We start from the raw sequence: 13,724 nt of genomic DNA, 5'->3' as shown, positions 1-13,724 counted from the left end.
ACTTTTCCAACCGCGAATTTTACATTTGTGGCTTATGAATACCAACACTAAGTTTTCTGAAGAGGATTTGGCACTGATGGAATTTAAAGGAATATCTCTTGAAGATGTTGAATTGCAATTGCAACGCTTTAAGAATGGGTTTCCACCAGTGGAAATATTGGCACCAGCGACAATTGGTAACGGAATTGTAAAGCTATCGAGAGAGGATCTGGACAAGTACATCCAATTGTATGAAACGACAAAAGTTGATGTTTTAAAATTTGTTCCAGCGTCAGGAGCCGCTACTCGAATGTTCAAAAGTCTGTTTTCATTTCTCGAAAAATTTGATGGTACACGAGATTCTTTTGATCGTATTCTGAATGAAGAAAAGCAATTAGCGAAGTTTTTCGAGGAGTTGAATGAGTTTGCTTTTTACCAAGAGCTTAATCAGGTGATGTTAAATACAAAAGGGCTATCAACTCATGATGCTAGGAAAGAATGTAAGCATCACTTAATTGTTGAGTCGCTTCTTTTAGAATCTGGCCTGAATTATGGTAATCTACCAAAAGGCATGCTTTCATTTCATCGTTATGAAAATAATACAAGAACCGCCGCTCAAGAACACTTAGCAGAAGGACTTGAATATGCAGAGAAAAATGGAAAAGTTCATTTACACTTCACAGTCTCTCCAAATCACCTAGAGGTATTCTCGGATCACATCAATGAAAGCATAGCGCAGTTAAAAGCAGAAACAGAGATTAATGTAAGCTTTAGTGTTCAGTATCCCAATACAGATACAATAGCCGCAACATTAAGCCATCACCCATTTCGTGATGAAAAAGGAAGTTTAGTATTTCGACCCGCTGGTCATGGAGCACTGCTGGAAAATCTAAACAGTCTAAGCTCGGATCTTATTTATATCAAAAACATAGATAATGTTGTTCCCGATCGAATGAGGGAAGAGGTCGTTAAATATAAAAAAGCGCTCGGAGGATTATTGATAAACTTTCAGAACAAGTCTTTCAGTCTTTTAAGAAGAGCAGATGCAGGAGACTCCATAAATGAAGAAGGAACGCAGCTCCTTAAGGAAATGGGAATAGTTGGAGCGTTTTCTGAGAAAGAAGTCAAGTCTTTGTTGGATCGTCCGATTAGAGTTTGTGGTATGGTAAAGAATGAAGGAGAACTTGGAGGAGGTCCATTTTGGGTAAAAGGAGAAAAATACCAATCTCTACAGATTGTTGAGTCAGCTCAAGTAAAGCAAGCAAGCGATAAACAACTTTCAATCTTTAATAGTGGCACACATTTCAACCCAGTTGATATCATTTGTGGAGTGAAAAACTATAAAGGTCAGAAATACAATCTTTTGGAATATCGAGATGCGGAGGCGGGCTTCATCTCAGAAAAGTCTTTTAACGGAGATAATCTTTTGGCTATGGAATTGCCGGGATTGTGGAACGGCGGTATGGCGAATTGGAATACGGTTTTTGTGGAAGTTCCGCAGGTTACCTTTAATCCAGTAAAAAGGGTTACTGATCTTTTGAAACCAATACGTCGCTAAAGAACTTCTTTTAGCTTGTTATCGATTTCATTATAATCAAACGGCTTTTTAAAAAGGTGGTGAATTTTGCTTGACTTGATGGCGTCATTGATTTGATCAGTAAAATCATAGCCGGTAAGTAGAAAGCAGGGAATATCAATTATGCTTGGCTTCACCTTATCAATGAGCTCCAATCCATCCATCCCAGGCATTCGCAAATCACTTATTATAGCTTGCAGGGTGTCCGCATTTTCTCTCACAACTTTTAGTGCATCCTCTCCAGACTCAGCCGTGAGTACATTGTACTCCGTTTCAAACCTTTTTTCTAAAACAAAAAGATTAATTAGTTCGTCATCTACAAATAGGATCGTATTTTTCATTGTGTAGGAAATGAAATTGTAAATTTAGCACCCTTACCCGGTTTAGACACAACATTGACGTTTCCGTTGTGCTCTTCAATAATTTTGTATGTTATAGCAAGACCTAACCCCGTACCCTTGCCAACAGGCTTGGTGGTAAAAAAAGGATCGCTAATCCTGTTAAGGTTTTCTTTGCTGATGCCTTCTCCATCATCCATTATTTCAACAGCCATTTTCGAATTTAGTTTTCGAGACCTAACCGTGACAGTTCCATTTTTTTCAATTGCCTGCTCAGCATTAGAAAGAATATTTAAGAATGCCTGATGCAATTTCCCCTCATTTCCGGTTACGACCAGAGGAGCGTTCTCAAGATCTTTCACAACTTCTCCTTTGTACTTCAGCTTTGGCTGAAGCATAACAAGGCTATTGTTTAGTATTTCATTTAGATCACATTTTTCATTCATAGAGTCCGTTTTTCGACTATAATGATTCAAACTGTTGACGATTACGGAAGCTCTTTTAAGACCTTCTTTTATTACATGAAGGCTTGGAGAGGCTTCAAACTGAAGTTCTTTTTCTTCCTTGAGCCCATCTTCCAAAATTTCCACGCCCCCTTTTATAAAATTTAGCGGGTTATTGATTTCATGAGCAACACCTGCTGACAACATTCCAAGTGAGGCCATTTTTTCAGACTGAATCAACATATGTGTAGTTTCTTGAAGCTCCTTCATTGAATCCCCAATCTTTTTGTTTTTAATCACAAGTGCATTTCTAAACAAGAAAGTATAGATAGATACAATAGTGAATATAAAAAGCGCACATAGAATACCATGCTCGACTCTTAATTGTTCAAGAATCAGGTTCTTGGTATATCCGAGTGACGAAAGAATAAACATGCTAACCAGGCAAATGCCAGAAATCGCCATGAAAAAATACCTGTCTCTAATTGGACGGTAGAAAAATGCCAGAAGTGGGGGAATTACAAACTCAAGTAAGCCTGAAGAAAGCACACCTCCAGTGTAGTACACCTGATTATAAAACGCAAGCAAGGCCGTAGCGATGGAAAGGCGAAACAAAGTAATAAGATTGACAGAGGAAAAAACGGATAATAATCCATAGACCGTAAACAATACGAACGCTCCATAAGTAGGAATGTAAAGTTCAGGAATACCTAGAATGAGATAATATGTACCAAACGCAAGCGTGGAAACATATGCTGAGATCATAAGGAACAGATAGAAGCCTTGCTCCTTTTTTAAAAACTTAGTGGCGACCAAATACAGACAGGTTTAGAAGTGATGAATTATTTTAATTAGACGGTTTTAGCACTTTTGACAACATCTTCAAGCAAACTGTACAATTCGTTTATTTCCGGTGTTGGCTCAGATTGTTCAGATTTTAATTGAAACAAGGCGACCTCCTCTTTTGTGATCAGTTGAATTTTGATTGAGATTAAATGCTCCTCTACGGAATTTCTTGCAGCAGTGGTATATTCATCTACAAATTTAGATCCCATTGTAATAGTGGATATCATTTTTAATGACTGGTCTTCCTGGTGATAGGTATCTATAATCGCGGTAAAGGTTTTTGCTTCCAGATCAATGATCAGATTTGATTTTTTGGTAAAGTAAATTCGCCGGATCATAATCGATCCAATCACAGTTGCGACTAAGATTACCCCATAAATTGCACCTGCTGCGAAAACGGGGATAGATAAAAAAAGTGTTACAAATAGAAGAACTATGGCACCCATATAGGGCACTCTTCTCTTGAAAACGATTTTGCTATCCTTATACTTAAAGGAGTAGCCGTTTTCTTCCAGGAAGTGGATGGCTTCCTTACTTAGATTAGGTGATTTCATCTTAAAAGCGATTTGTTTAGCTCGAAAGCTGATTTCAATCTTAATCTAATAATCAATTAAAAGTGCAAACCTTTGCTCCTTTTTCGACTAACAGAATCGTGTGAATGGTAGACTAAACTGCCTGCGAATGTTGGAGATTATTGTTTTTTCTAATAACAGTCTCTAAAAAATCATGAACAGCGTTCATTTCTTTTGAGGGTTTCGCATGATCAGCGATTAGTTTGAAAAGTGGAACCTTACGCCCATCGATTTCTAGACCGATCGTAACTTGATATTCTTTGCTGGTGCTCTTAAATGCACTTGAATATTCGTCTACAAACATAGAATGCATATAAACACTTGCTATATCACTAAACCCTTTGGTGACCTTTATATCGTTTTCATTGTGTTGTAAAACTTCTTGGGAAGCATCAATAACCAGGCTAGACTTACCCTTGCTTCGCTTTACTATGGGAGCAAAAATGAGCAAGCTGAGTACCAATGCGCCTACACCTATGAATGCATTGTAGACCATGAGCACGATTACAACAAATGTCACGATTAAAAGAATAACAGAAAGCCCAATGCTGTCTATGGAAGAGTGCTTGAAGACATACTTTTGATCCTTGCTTTTGAAAGAGTACCCGTTGTACTCTAGCATGTCAAGGGCTTTTTTATTTAGTGTCAGTTGGGTATTTATCAAGACAACTAATGTTTAGCTCGTTCATAAATTTAGCTAAACGTTCATAAACACCCTGCTTTGTTTTTTCTTGAAGCACGTAAAAGCTGTCACCATCTGATGTAATTAGGTAAACATTCACAACACCATAAACGTGTGACTCAGTTTTGATAGCTGGATTTTGCCAGACATCTTTCATTCGGTGGGATGTCAGCCAAAAACAGGTTAGTAAATCATACCTCTTTCTAACTCCAATACGAATTAAAAAAATGCTAAAATATTTTTTGATGGTTTTGTTTTTTGTATTTATAATCAAACCAAACCTTGAACACAAAAGTGGAAAACCGATCAGAAAAAAGATAAGAGAGTTTTGAACAGCCTGTTCATCCCAAATTAATATTGAAAAGATTATTAATATTGAACCGAGCAACCTAAAATGAGGAGGGAAGAACTCTCCTTTGATTATATATCTAGCTCCAATTCTACTCACTCACCAACTCCAAATCGATTGTCCTCCGGTCAATGTCAGTTTTGGCTACTAATACTTTCAACTTATCACCCAAGGTGATAATTCGCTTGTTGCTTCTACCGATGACACGCATCTGCTTTTCATCGAACTCATAGAAATCATCGTCCAAATCTGCCATACGTATCATCCCTTCGCACTTGGTTTGGATGATCTCAACAAAAATGCCCCATTCGGTTACTCCAGAAACAATGCCTTCAAACTCCCGACCAAGCATAGTTTCCATAAACTCCACCTGCTTGTATTTGATGGAAGCTCGCTCGGCATCCGCCGCGCGTTTTTCTCTTTCTGAAGAATGCATACAAAGTGGCTCATGCTCTTCATTGCCTACATTTTTTCCTCCTTGCAGATAATGTTCGAGGAGGCGATGCACCATCACATCTGGATATCGCCGAATCGGAGATGTGAAATGTGTATAGTGATCAAAAGCCAAACCGAAGTGGCCTCTTGGGTCAGTGGTATATTTGGCCTTGGCCATCGATCGGATGGCCAGAGATTCCAACACGTTTTGCTCTGGCTTTCCTACAATGTTTTCCATGAGCTTGTTTAAGCCATGAGAGACATTTCCACCCGTATCAACTTTGTGACCAAATCTGGCCGCAAATGAAGCAAAAGTGTTTAGCTTCTCTGGATCCGGGTTGTCGTGCACCCGATAGACAAAGGTTTTGCTTCCTTCTTCCTTTCCTTTCTCTTTCCATTTATAAATATGAGTAGCTACTTCTTTGTTTGCCAAAAGCATAAACTCCTCAATCATTTTGTGGGCATCTTTTCTTTCCTTCGGAATGACTTCCAGTGGCTTCCCATTCTCGTCCAGCCTGAACTTTACCTCTACCGTTTCAAAGTTTACGGCTCCTTGCTGGAAGCGTTTTTTTCGAAGTTGCTTCGCAATGTTGTTGAGTGTGACTACTTCTTTTGTAAAGTCACTATCTAATCCTTCGATGCGCTCTTGTGCTTCTTCGTAGGTGAATCTTCTGTCTGAATTGATAACAGTTCGCCCAAACCATTTTTTTGACACGCTGCCTTTTGTATCAATTTCAAATACAGCTGAAAAGGTGAGTTTTTCTTCTTTCGGGCGTAAAGAACAAAGCCCGTTTGAAAGCCTTTCCGGTAACATCGGAATGGTTCTGTCGACCAGATAGACAGATGTCGCCCGATCGATAGCTTCTTTATCAAGTTCACTTCCTTCTTCCACATAGTGAGAGACGTCTGCGATATGGATGCCTATTTCATACTTATCCTTCTCGATTTCCCTTATTGAAAGGGCATCGTCAAAGTCTTTTGCATCGTGTGGATCTACTGTGAATGTGGTGATGTCACGGAAGTCAAGTCGTTTTTTAATTTCTTCTTCGGTAATTAAATCGGGAATCTGATCGGCCGCCTTCTCGATTTTCTTTGGAAATCGAAAGGGTAAACCAAACTCGGCCATGATGGAGTGAATCTCTGCTTCGTTTTCACCAGCTTGTCCAAGCACTTCGGTTACTGTCCCTAATGGACTTCTGTTTTTTGCGTCCTGCCATTTATCTATTTTGACCATCACCTTATCATTGGCTTTAGCTTTCCCAATTTTCTCAGGGTATACCATGATATCGAAATGGATATTGCGGCTGTCCGGAACTACGAAAGAGAACTTTTGCGAGATTTCAATTTTCCCGACAAACTCTTCCCTGTTTCGCTTCAGGATGTTGATTACTTTCCCTTCCGGACGATAGCCTTTTCCGGATGGTTTAGTAATGATTACATTCACAAGGTCTCCATGAACGGCAAAATTCAGATCGGTTGTTTTGATCCATATATCTTCGTCTTGCTCAGGCGTTACTATATAAGCAAAATTTGGATTGACATGATCGACAGTTCCTTGAATGTATTCGCTTTCTGCATTGGTTACAAATCGACCATCACTCAATCGTCGAATTTTCTCGTTGCTTTCCAGACTGAACAGCTGGCTTTTTAGGTAATCTTTTGATTTTTTGTCTCTAAGCTGAAGCTTTCTGATTAGTTCTCTGTAGCCATATGACTTTCCATCATTGACAGTGAAGATCTCATGAAGCTTGCTTTTGATTTGTTTTACGTGATTAGGTTGTTGTTTGGATCGTGATCCTAGTTTCTTATTTCTTTTCTTTTTACTCATTGTTTAGTTGACCGTGCGGTCATTTTACGATGTTTATCTGATCTGGATCGATCAGAGGTAAGTTTTTGAGGCGGAGGTAGAGCTGTGCCGTTGCGATTACATCTTTTCGGCAATATTCCTCAACTTTCGTTAACCCATCGTTTTCTTCATAATATGTTTTTGTCACCATTGAGCCATCCAATTCTGTTTTGCTGGACGGAATCCCAAAGATGTTGGTGAGTAAATCAAGAGACGTGAAACTTTTCCAGTCTCCGAACTTCCAGAGTTCCATCGTATCGATGTGATTGACTTCCCATGGTTTTTTCCCGGTCAGATTTAGCGACCAGGGGATTTTAATATCGTTGATCAGCATCCTACGGCACAGGTATGGAAAGTCAAATTCTTTTCCATTGTGTGCACAAAGCTTTAGGTTGTCCTGATCAAATTTTGATTCAATAAAATTTTTAAATTCTGTTAATAATTCTTTTTCGTTATCGGAAGCTATAGACTTTACCCGTAATGCAGGCTTTCCCTTTGGCTCATGATAAAACGCCATCCCAATCACAATGATTTTTCCGAATTCGGCATAAATAGCAGCTCGATCACTGTAAAGCTCTTCAGGAGTTTTTTCTTCTGAATTTCGGATGAAACCTGCTTTTCGCTCCCAATGTTTTCGCAGAGCAGGGGACAATTGCTCTACATCTTCGCTTCCTGAGACGGTTTCAATATCGATGATTAGGAAATTTTGAAAATGGTTATGCAAACTTCGTTTGTTTTTAAAACTCAATAACCCTGAATCTTCCCAGATTGATAGCGGAGGTTGAAATCTTGGTTTGGAGTTCGATCGAGCAATTAGTCATGCAAGATACCTTTCATTTCCAACTCTTCAATGAAGGTGAGGTTATCTTCAATGATTGAGTCTGGCACAAAGATAAACTTTTTGTCATACACCTGCCCGTCTATGAAATAGCTGACCCAATACTCATTGTTTAAATGAAACACCGATTCATCAATGGGTTCAATCAAGGCATATTCGCCGGAATCTAAGAATGGGATCATGTGCCGAAGAACTGAAGTTTTTTGAGTTTCTGTTTTGGTTTCACCATATCCTCTCGAGGTAACCATTACATTTTCCAGCTTTTCTTTGTTTCTGTTAATAAGAAAAACTCTCCATCCATCATTCTCTTTGGCGATTACCACATGCACGTTTTTAACCGGAGAGAAATCAATGTCTTTTTTCACGACTAGGCTTTTATTTGCAATTTTAAAACTTGTGACTTGCATCTTTTAGATTTGCAGAATTATAATATTCAGCCATTTTGGTCACAATCACTATTTTAGGCAAATGAATCACAACAACCCTCAAAAGGAAAGAATTTTTCCTTTTGTCTGGCCTTGGAAAGGAGCTTACAACCAATCTCTTCCATTTAAAGAATTAATTAAAGGAAAAGCATTCACCATTTTATATCTGATCGTTATCTGGACCATCATTGGGATACTCGGATACGCGTCAACCAGAAATTGTGAAGGCACCTGGCAGCTTGCATTACAATGTGAATATGCGTTTTGGGTGAAGAATCTGACTGAGGCGCCTTTAATATTTTTAAGAAACCTTTTCACAACACCATTTCTTCACAATGGACTTGATCATATACTCTTTGTTTCAGTTCTGGGATTTTTGTTGATCGTTCAGTCGCATGAAGCTGTGTTTGGCTCAAAAACAACGGCGTTAATTTTTATGTCTTCTTATTTGACTGTAGCTCCATTTTTTGCGGTGTTTTATACAGTAGGAATAGATCTTTTTCCAGACAGTGAATTCATGAACTTTGCTTTTGCTCGAAACTGGCTTGGCGGATCTATTGGCATGTTTCAAGTATATGGAGCGCTGGCAACGGTCAGTAGGAAAAAGTGGGTGATGCTCAGTGTTCCGATAATTTTTGAAATATTTAATTTAACAGTGTTAGGAATAGATCTGCATATCTCACTAATGCATGTGATGGCTACTTTTCTTGGTTTTGGAATTTCAACTCGGCTCGTGAAAAGGCCGACTTAATCCACCAGATCCATATCAAATGTGGAGGCAAGGTTTTTCTTGAGTTTAGTTTCTACCTCTTTTATTTTGATTGTATGTCCGAGCTCATTTTGAAGTGAGGTGACTGCCTTATCTTGAATTCCGCACGGGACGATGTAATTGAAGTACTCCAGGTTGGTGTTTATATTGAAAGCAAAGCCATGCATGGTGACCCATCGGCTGCTTTTGACTCCAAGGGCGCAGATTTTTCTAGCCTTTTTCTCATCCTTCCAATCAATCCAAACTCCCGTAAGGCCATCTATTCGACCGGATTCGATTCCATATTCTTTCAATGTAAGGATGACCGCCTCCTCCAAAAACCTCAGATATTTGTGAATGTCAGTAAAGAAGTGATCCAGATCTAATATTGGATATCCAACAATTTGTCCTGGACCGTGATAGGTAATATCTCCACCTCGATTGATTTTATAGAAAGTGGCTTTTTTTTCCTTTAAAAATGCCTCATTAGCGAGGAGGTGGTTTTCATCACCACTTTTGCCTAACGTATAGACATGTGGGTGTTCGCAGAAAATCAGATAGTTTTTGGTTTCTATTTGATCCTCAACAGGCAGCTTTCTGTTTGAGATTTTCTGATCTACGGTCTCTTTGAAAAGCTTTTCCTGAAAGTCCCAAGCCTCCTGATAATCCTTAAGGCCTAAATGAATGAATTGGGTCTGCTTCGTCAACGTCCTAAATATCAATGTAGGTTTCTAACAACTCAAGCTTACCTTCTGGTTCTATTTGGTATGATTTTATTGCTGCAGGAATCAGAATGACATCACCTAATTGAATGGTTTCTCCTGCAACACGTCCTGATCCGCCGACACCAATGTAAATTTTAAAGCAATCCAAATCAGTTTTGTCTATTCTAATATTTTGATCTGCAATTACTTTATTGGTTGTAAAGTAAGGTGTGGAAACAATCGGATTGCTTTGATTTAGTTTTTCCGTATACTCACTTCTCAATTCTTTGGGCATGGAATAATCAAGGGCATCGAGAGCAAGTTCCGTATGAAGCTCTCTTTTATTTCCTTCCTTGTCTGTTCGGTTAAAATCATATATCCGATAAGTAATATCTGATGTTTGTTGAATTTCGGCAATGAAAAGACCCTTTCCAATCGTATGTACCCGCCCCGCAGGTAAGTAATAAACATCCCCATCTTTTACTTTCTCTGAATGGAGTAGTTCCATGATTTTTCCAGACTGGAAGTAGCTGAGATACTCCACTTTATTCGTATCCTTTGAAAACCCATTAATCAGTGATGCGTCATCGTCCGCCTGAATGACATACCACATTTCAGACTTTCCCGGACAATTGTGTCGAGCGTAGGCAAGTTCATCATTGGGGTGAACCTGAACAGACAAGTCTTCGGCAGCATCTATATACTTAATCAATAACGGAAACTCAGTACCATAGCTATTGAATATTGAACGCCCAACCAGCTCCTCTTTGAATTCATCTACTAAATCAGAGATAGCTTTGCCGGTGTGTTTACCATTGGCAACTTCAGAAATATTCCCAGAGACACCTGAAAGTTCCCATGTTTCTCCACAATTCTCCAGATCTCCAAAATCTTTTCCGAGAATGGTTTTAATTTTCTGACCTCCCCAAAGTTTTTCTTTGAAGATGGTTTTGAACTTAAGTGGGTATAATTCTGACATTAACTTTACAAATGACCTGACCTAATGGATCGCAAAACTAAGGGTATTGAAGGTGAAGCAATAGCAAAACGCCATTATGAAAATATCGGATGTGAGGTTTTAGAAGAAAATTATCGTTTTGGGCGAGCAGAAATTGACCTTATAGCCATGGAAAGTGAAAGACTTTTGATTTTCATTGAAGTGAAAAGGCGAAGCAGAAGGGATTTTGGTGAACCAGAAACATTTGTTTCAGAATCTCAACAGCAGCGAATAAAGGAGGCAGCGGAGCATTACATTTTTGCCATCAATTGGAAGAAAGATGTCCGCTTTGATATCGTCTGCATTGATGGGAATGGGAAAACCGAAGTTTTTCAAGATGCGTTCTAATTAGTTTTGCGGAGTGAAGAAAATAATAAACCTAGCCATTCTGGCATCTGGAAGCGGAAGCAATGCTGAGAATATTGCTAAATACTTTGAAGCAGATACTCACATTCAAGTAAAAATGATTCTTTCTAATAAGGCAAATGCGTTCGTTCATGAACGAGCGAAGAAGCTGGATATCCCGTCATTCACTTTCAATAAAGAAGAATTCCAGAACGACTCATTTATCAAACAACTTGAAAATATTGACTATATCATTTTGGCGGGCTTCTTATGGCTAATTCCTGGATATCTGGTAAAAGCTTTCCCAAATCGAATCATCAATATTCACCCGGCGCTTTTGCCCAAATATGGGGGAAAAGGGATGTATGGGAATAAAGTTCATGAGGCGGTCGTGGCGTCAGGGGAAAAGGAATCCGGTATTACCATTCATTTGGTCAATGAAGAATACGATAAGGGAAAAATCCTTTTTCAGGCCAAGTGCAAGGTGGATCCAAACGATTCTCCTGAAGAACTTGCTCAGAATATTCACGCTTTAGAATATGAACATTTCCCCAGAGTAATCGAGGACTATATCCAATCTCATAATTGATAAAACCTTTGACGTTGGTACCTTTGCCAACTTTGAAATAAACCATCCATCTAGCATGTCTACGAAAAAGATTCAGTCTGCCCTCATTTCAGTTTTTCACAAAGAAGGACTTAGTCCCATCGTTCACAGTTTAGATAAACTCGGCGTTACGATTTATTCTACCGGAGGCACAGAAAAGTTTATCCGTGAAGAGGGAGTAGATGTGGTTCCGGTTGAAAACCTGACAGACTATCCTTCCATATTTGGAGGGCGTGTCAAGACCCTTCACCCAAAGGTGTTTGGTGGGATTTTACACCGACGGGAAAATGAGTCTGACTTGGCAGAAGCAAAAAAATTCGAAATACCTCCAATAGATCTGGTAATTGTTGATTTGTATCCATTCGAAGCGACTGTTGCTAGTGGAGCCTCTGAGGAGGATGTTATTGAAAAAATTGACATTGGAGGAATAGCGCTGATTCGTGCTGGAGCCAAAAACTACAAGGATGTAGTAATGGTGAGCTCAATGGAATACTACTCTGATTTACAAAAGATACTGGACAATCAGAATGGAGAGACAAGTGAGGAGGAACGCAAACTTTTTGCCGCCAAAGCATTTGCAACATCGAGCCATTATGATTCAGCCATTTTCAATTGGATGAATGAAAAAGATCAAGTTCCGGCATTCCGAGTGAGCGCTTCACCAGCGAGAACATTGAGGTATGGAGAGAATCCGCACCAAAGAGGCACTTTTTATGGAGACCTATCTGAATATTTTGATCAGCTGCATGGCAAAGAGATTTCTTATAACAATCTGGTAGACATTGAAGCTGCTGTTCAGCTAATTGCTGAATTTGATGAAACAGCTTTTGGAATCTTGAAACACAACAATGCGTGTGGTATTGCTACTGGCTCAACTGCAAAAGAAGCTTATCAGCGTGCATTTGCAGCAGATACAGTTTCTGCTTTCGGTGGTGTGCTGGTTTGTAACAAAGAGGTTGACAAGGATACTGCTGACGAAATGAACAGCCTGTTTTTTGAAATCCTGATTGCTCCATCGTTTAGTGATGAGGCATTAGAAGTTTTGAAGGGAAAGAAAAACAGAATTCTTCTGGTACAGAAGAAACCATGGCATCAGCAGACCCAATATAAAAGCATGCTCAATGGCACAATTGTTCAGGATTACGATTTGAAGTCTGAGACAAAAGCAGACCTTGAAGTGAAAACCAAAAAGCAACCAACAGCTGATGAGGTGGAGGATCTGCTCTTTGCATCTAAAGTATGCAAGCAATCCAAATCAAATACGATTGTTCTGGCAAAAAATGGCCAGTTGTTGGCAAGTGGTGTTGGACAAACCTCACGTGTGGATGCATTGAATCAGGCAATTGAAAAGGCAAGTAAGTTTGGTTTTGATCTCAATGGTGCGGCGATGGCATCAGATGCTTTTTTTCCGTTTCCGGATTGTGTAGAGATTGCGCATAAAGCGGGGATAACTGCAGTAATCCAACCTGGTGGCTCAATCAAAGATCAGCTTTCAATTGACTACTGCGATGAAAATGGTCTGGCAATGGTGATGACAGGAACCAGGCACTTTAAGCACTAGCTCAGTTTATTAACAATAATGCTCTAATTACTTCTTTACAAAAATCTAAATCTTCTTCAGGAAGTCAACTTTAAGCAAGACCGCAAGCGTGTCTTCATTTCATTAAAGTATTTTTTTACTCATGCTAATACATTTTGTAAATTTTTTACAAAACACTTTTAATACCTTCTCAAACGATACTCAAGAGCGAGTTCTTGATTCTCCAGGCGGAGTTCATCCCAAACAAAACGTACTTTCCAGCTTGTTTCTTTATTTTCAAAGTTGATTTTCTGATGGCGGGTGTCCACTAGGACATTTCCTTTTTCATTTAAACTATCATTTCTTGAAATGATATATTCGTAATCAGAAATCACGAACTGCATGTTATCAGTTTCTTGTTCTTTGTGATTATCCACAATCTTGTACAACTCCCATTTCCCAGTTAGAGCTTCAA

General features: G+C 39.1%; 16 protein-coding genes. 5 read left to right on the top strand and 11 right to left on the bottom strand.

Features of this window, described 5'->3' with window-relative positions:
• Positions 1 to 34 precede the first annotated feature (34 nt).
• Positions 35 to 1,537 carry a DUF4301 family protein gene (locus tag ACL8WY_RS09360; protein ID WP_436514442.1) on the top strand — a complete coding sequence of 501 codons (1,503 nt, stop codon included), beginning with the start codon at positions 35 to 37 and terminating at the stop codon, positions 1,535 to 1,537.
• Here the strand turns inward: ACL8WY_RS09360 and ACL8WY_RS09355 are convergent.
• The 8 genes from ACL8WY_RS09355 to ACL8WY_RS09320 form a co-directional block, all read right to left on the bottom strand.
• Positions 1,534 to 1,896: a response regulator gene (locus tag ACL8WY_RS09355; RefSeq protein WP_436514441.1), complete on the bottom strand. Its 363-nt coding sequence runs from the start codon at positions 1,894 to 1,896 to the stop codon at positions 1,534 to 1,536. The two genes, ACL8WY_RS09360 and ACL8WY_RS09355, sit on opposite strands and share 4 nt — an antisense overlap.
• On the bottom strand, positions 1,893 to 3,101 hold the full coding sequence (locus tag ACL8WY_RS09350) for a sensor histidine kinase (RefSeq protein ID WP_436514440.1): 1,209 nt from the start codon (positions 3,099 to 3,101) through the stop codon (positions 1,893 to 1,895). Before ACL8WY_RS09350 ends, ACL8WY_RS09355 begins: the two co-directional genes overlap by 4 nt.
• Before the next feature lie 86 nt (positions 3,102 to 3,187).
• Positions 3,188 to 3,736: a hypothetical protein gene (locus tag ACL8WY_RS09345; protein WP_436514439.1), complete on the bottom strand. Its 549-nt coding sequence runs from the start codon at positions 3,734 to 3,736 to the stop codon at positions 3,188 to 3,190.
• Between the two features lie 112 nt (positions 3,737 to 3,848).
• Complete coding sequence (locus ACL8WY_RS09340; protein ID WP_436514438.1) at positions 3,849 to 4,376, bottom strand: hypothetical protein; 528 nt, start codon at positions 4,374 to 4,376, stop codon at positions 3,849 to 3,851.
• 13 nt (positions 4,377 to 4,389) lie between these two features.
• Positions 4,390 to 4,884, bottom strand: coding sequence for a hypothetical protein (locus tag ACL8WY_RS09335; protein ID WP_436514437.1), 495 nt, complete (start codon positions 4,882 to 4,884; stop codon positions 4,390 to 4,392).
• Positions 4,877 to 7,048: a ribonuclease R gene (rnr, locus tag ACL8WY_RS09330; RefSeq protein ID WP_436514436.1), complete on the bottom strand. Its 2,172-nt coding sequence runs from the start codon at positions 7,046 to 7,048 to the stop codon at positions 4,877 to 4,879. Before rnr ends, ACL8WY_RS09335 begins: the two co-directional genes overlap by 8 nt.
• A gap of 19 nt (positions 7,049 to 7,067) precedes the next feature.
• Entirely contained in the window at positions 7,068 to 7,790 is a 723-nt protein-coding gene (locus ACL8WY_RS09325) for a 3'-5' exonuclease (RefSeq protein ID WP_436514435.1), read from the bottom strand.
• 89 nt (positions 7,791 to 7,879) lie between these two features.
• Complete coding sequence (locus tag ACL8WY_RS09320; RefSeq protein WP_436514434.1) at positions 7,880 to 8,269, bottom strand: hypothetical protein; 390 nt, start codon at positions 8,267 to 8,269, stop codon at positions 7,880 to 7,882.
• A gap of 103 nt (positions 8,270 to 8,372) precedes the next feature.
• Between ACL8WY_RS09320 and ACL8WY_RS09315 the strand changes: the two genes are divergently transcribed.
• Positions 8,373 to 9,080 (top strand): hypothetical protein, encoded by a 708-nt coding sequence (locus tag ACL8WY_RS09315; RefSeq protein WP_436514433.1) that lies wholly within the window; start codon positions 8,373 to 8,375, stop codon positions 9,078 to 9,080.
• Here ACL8WY_RS09315 and lipB read toward each other — a convergent pair.
• Together lipB and ACL8WY_RS09305 are read right to left on the bottom strand one after the other, a co-directional pair.
• A complete protein-coding gene (gene lipB, locus ACL8WY_RS09310; protein WP_436518053.1) occupies positions 9,077 to 9,796 on the bottom strand; it encodes a lipoyl(octanoyl) transferase LipB in 720 nt (239 codons plus the stop codon). The genes ACL8WY_RS09315 and lipB overlap by 4 nt on opposite strands.
• Positions 9,789 to 10,760 carry a type I phosphomannose isomerase catalytic subunit gene (locus ACL8WY_RS09305; protein WP_436514432.1) on the bottom strand — a complete coding sequence of 324 codons (972 nt, stop codon included), beginning with the start codon at positions 10,758 to 10,760 and terminating at the stop codon, positions 9,789 to 9,791. The genes lipB and ACL8WY_RS09305 overlap by 8 nt, the downstream gene beginning before the upstream one ends.
• A 24-nt stretch (positions 10,761 to 10,784) precedes the next feature.
• Between ACL8WY_RS09305 and ACL8WY_RS09300 the strand changes: the two genes are divergently transcribed.
• Genes ACL8WY_RS09300 through purH form a run of 3 tightly spaced genes read left to right on the top strand, consistent with a single transcriptional unit; the run spans position 10,785 to position 13,291 of the window.
• Positions 10,785 to 11,126: a YraN family protein gene (locus ACL8WY_RS09300; RefSeq protein ID WP_436514431.1), complete on the top strand. Its 342-nt coding sequence runs from the start codon at positions 10,785 to 10,787 to the stop codon at positions 11,124 to 11,126.
• A 13-nt stretch (positions 11,127 to 11,139) separates the two neighbouring features.
• Positions 11,140 to 11,712 carry a phosphoribosylglycinamide formyltransferase gene (gene purN / locus ACL8WY_RS09295; protein WP_436514430.1) on the top strand — a complete coding sequence of 191 codons (573 nt, stop codon included), beginning with the start codon at positions 11,140 to 11,142 and terminating at the stop codon, positions 11,710 to 11,712.
• A gap of 55 nt (positions 11,713 to 11,767) precedes the next feature.
• Positions 11,768 to 13,291, top strand: a complete 1,524-nt coding sequence (purH, locus tag ACL8WY_RS09290) for a bifunctional phosphoribosylaminoimidazolecarboxamide formyltransferase/IMP cyclohydrolase (RefSeq protein ID WP_436514429.1) — start codon at positions 11,768 to 11,770, stop codon at positions 13,289 to 13,291.
• Positions 13,292 to 13,449: 158 nt separating this feature from the next.
• Here the strand turns inward: purH and ACL8WY_RS09285 are convergent, their stop codons facing one another.
• Complete coding sequence (locus ACL8WY_RS09285; protein ID WP_436514427.1) at positions 13,450 to 13,698, bottom strand: hypothetical protein; 249 nt, start codon at positions 13,696 to 13,698, stop codon at positions 13,450 to 13,452.
• Positions 13,699 to 13,724: the final 26 nt, after the last annotated feature.

Source organism: Ekhidna algicida, assembly GCF_051379705.1.
Taxonomy (GTDB): Bacteria; Bacteroidota; Bacteroidia; order Cytophagales; family Cyclobacteriaceae; genus Ekhidna.
Note: the sequence above shows the minus strand (reverse complement) of the source record. Positions and strands in the feature narration are given on the sequence as shown.

What these genes read in the sequence shown, in the direction of transcription:
- ACL8WY_RS09345 (WP_436514439.1), bottom strand. Translation starts at nt 3,736, where the DNA reads ATGAAATCACCTAATCTAAGTAAGGAAGCCATCCACTTCCTGGAAGAA.
- ACL8WY_RS09315 (WP_436514433.1), top strand. Translation starts at nt 8,373, where the DNA reads ATGAATCACAACAACCCTCAAAAGGAAAGAATTTTTCCTTTTGTCTGG.
- ACL8WY_RS09355 (WP_436514441.1), bottom strand. Translation starts at nt 1,896, where the DNA reads ATGAAAAATACGATCCTATTTGTAGATGACGAACTAATTAATCTTTTT.
- ACL8WY_RS09360 (WP_436514442.1), top strand. Translation starts at nt 35, where the DNA reads ATGAATACCAACACTAAGTTTTCTGAAGAGGATTTGGCACTGATGGAA.
- ACL8WY_RS09340 (WP_436514438.1), bottom strand. Translation starts at nt 4,376, where the DNA reads ATGCTAGAGTACAACGGGTACTCTTTCAAAAGCAAGGATCAAAAGTAT.
- ACL8WY_RS09300 (WP_436514431.1), top strand. Translation starts at nt 10,785, where the DNA reads ATGGATCGCAAAACTAAGGGTATTGAAGGTGAAGCAATAGCAAAACGC.
- purH (WP_436514429.1), top strand. Translation starts at nt 11,768, where the DNA reads ATGTCTACGAAAAAGATTCAGTCTGCCCTCATTTCAGTTTTTCACAAA.
- ACL8WY_RS09305 (WP_436514432.1), bottom strand. Translation starts at nt 10,760, where the DNA reads ATGTCAGAATTATACCCACTTAAGTTCAAAACCATCTTCAAAGAAAAA.
- ACL8WY_RS09350 (WP_436514440.1), bottom strand. Translation starts at nt 3,101, where the DNA reads ATGATCTCAGCATATGTTTCCACGCTTGCGTTTGGTACATATTATCTC.
- rnr (WP_436514436.1), bottom strand. Translation starts at nt 7,048, where the DNA reads ATGAGTAAAAAGAAAAGAAATAAGAAACTAGGATCACGATCCAAACAA.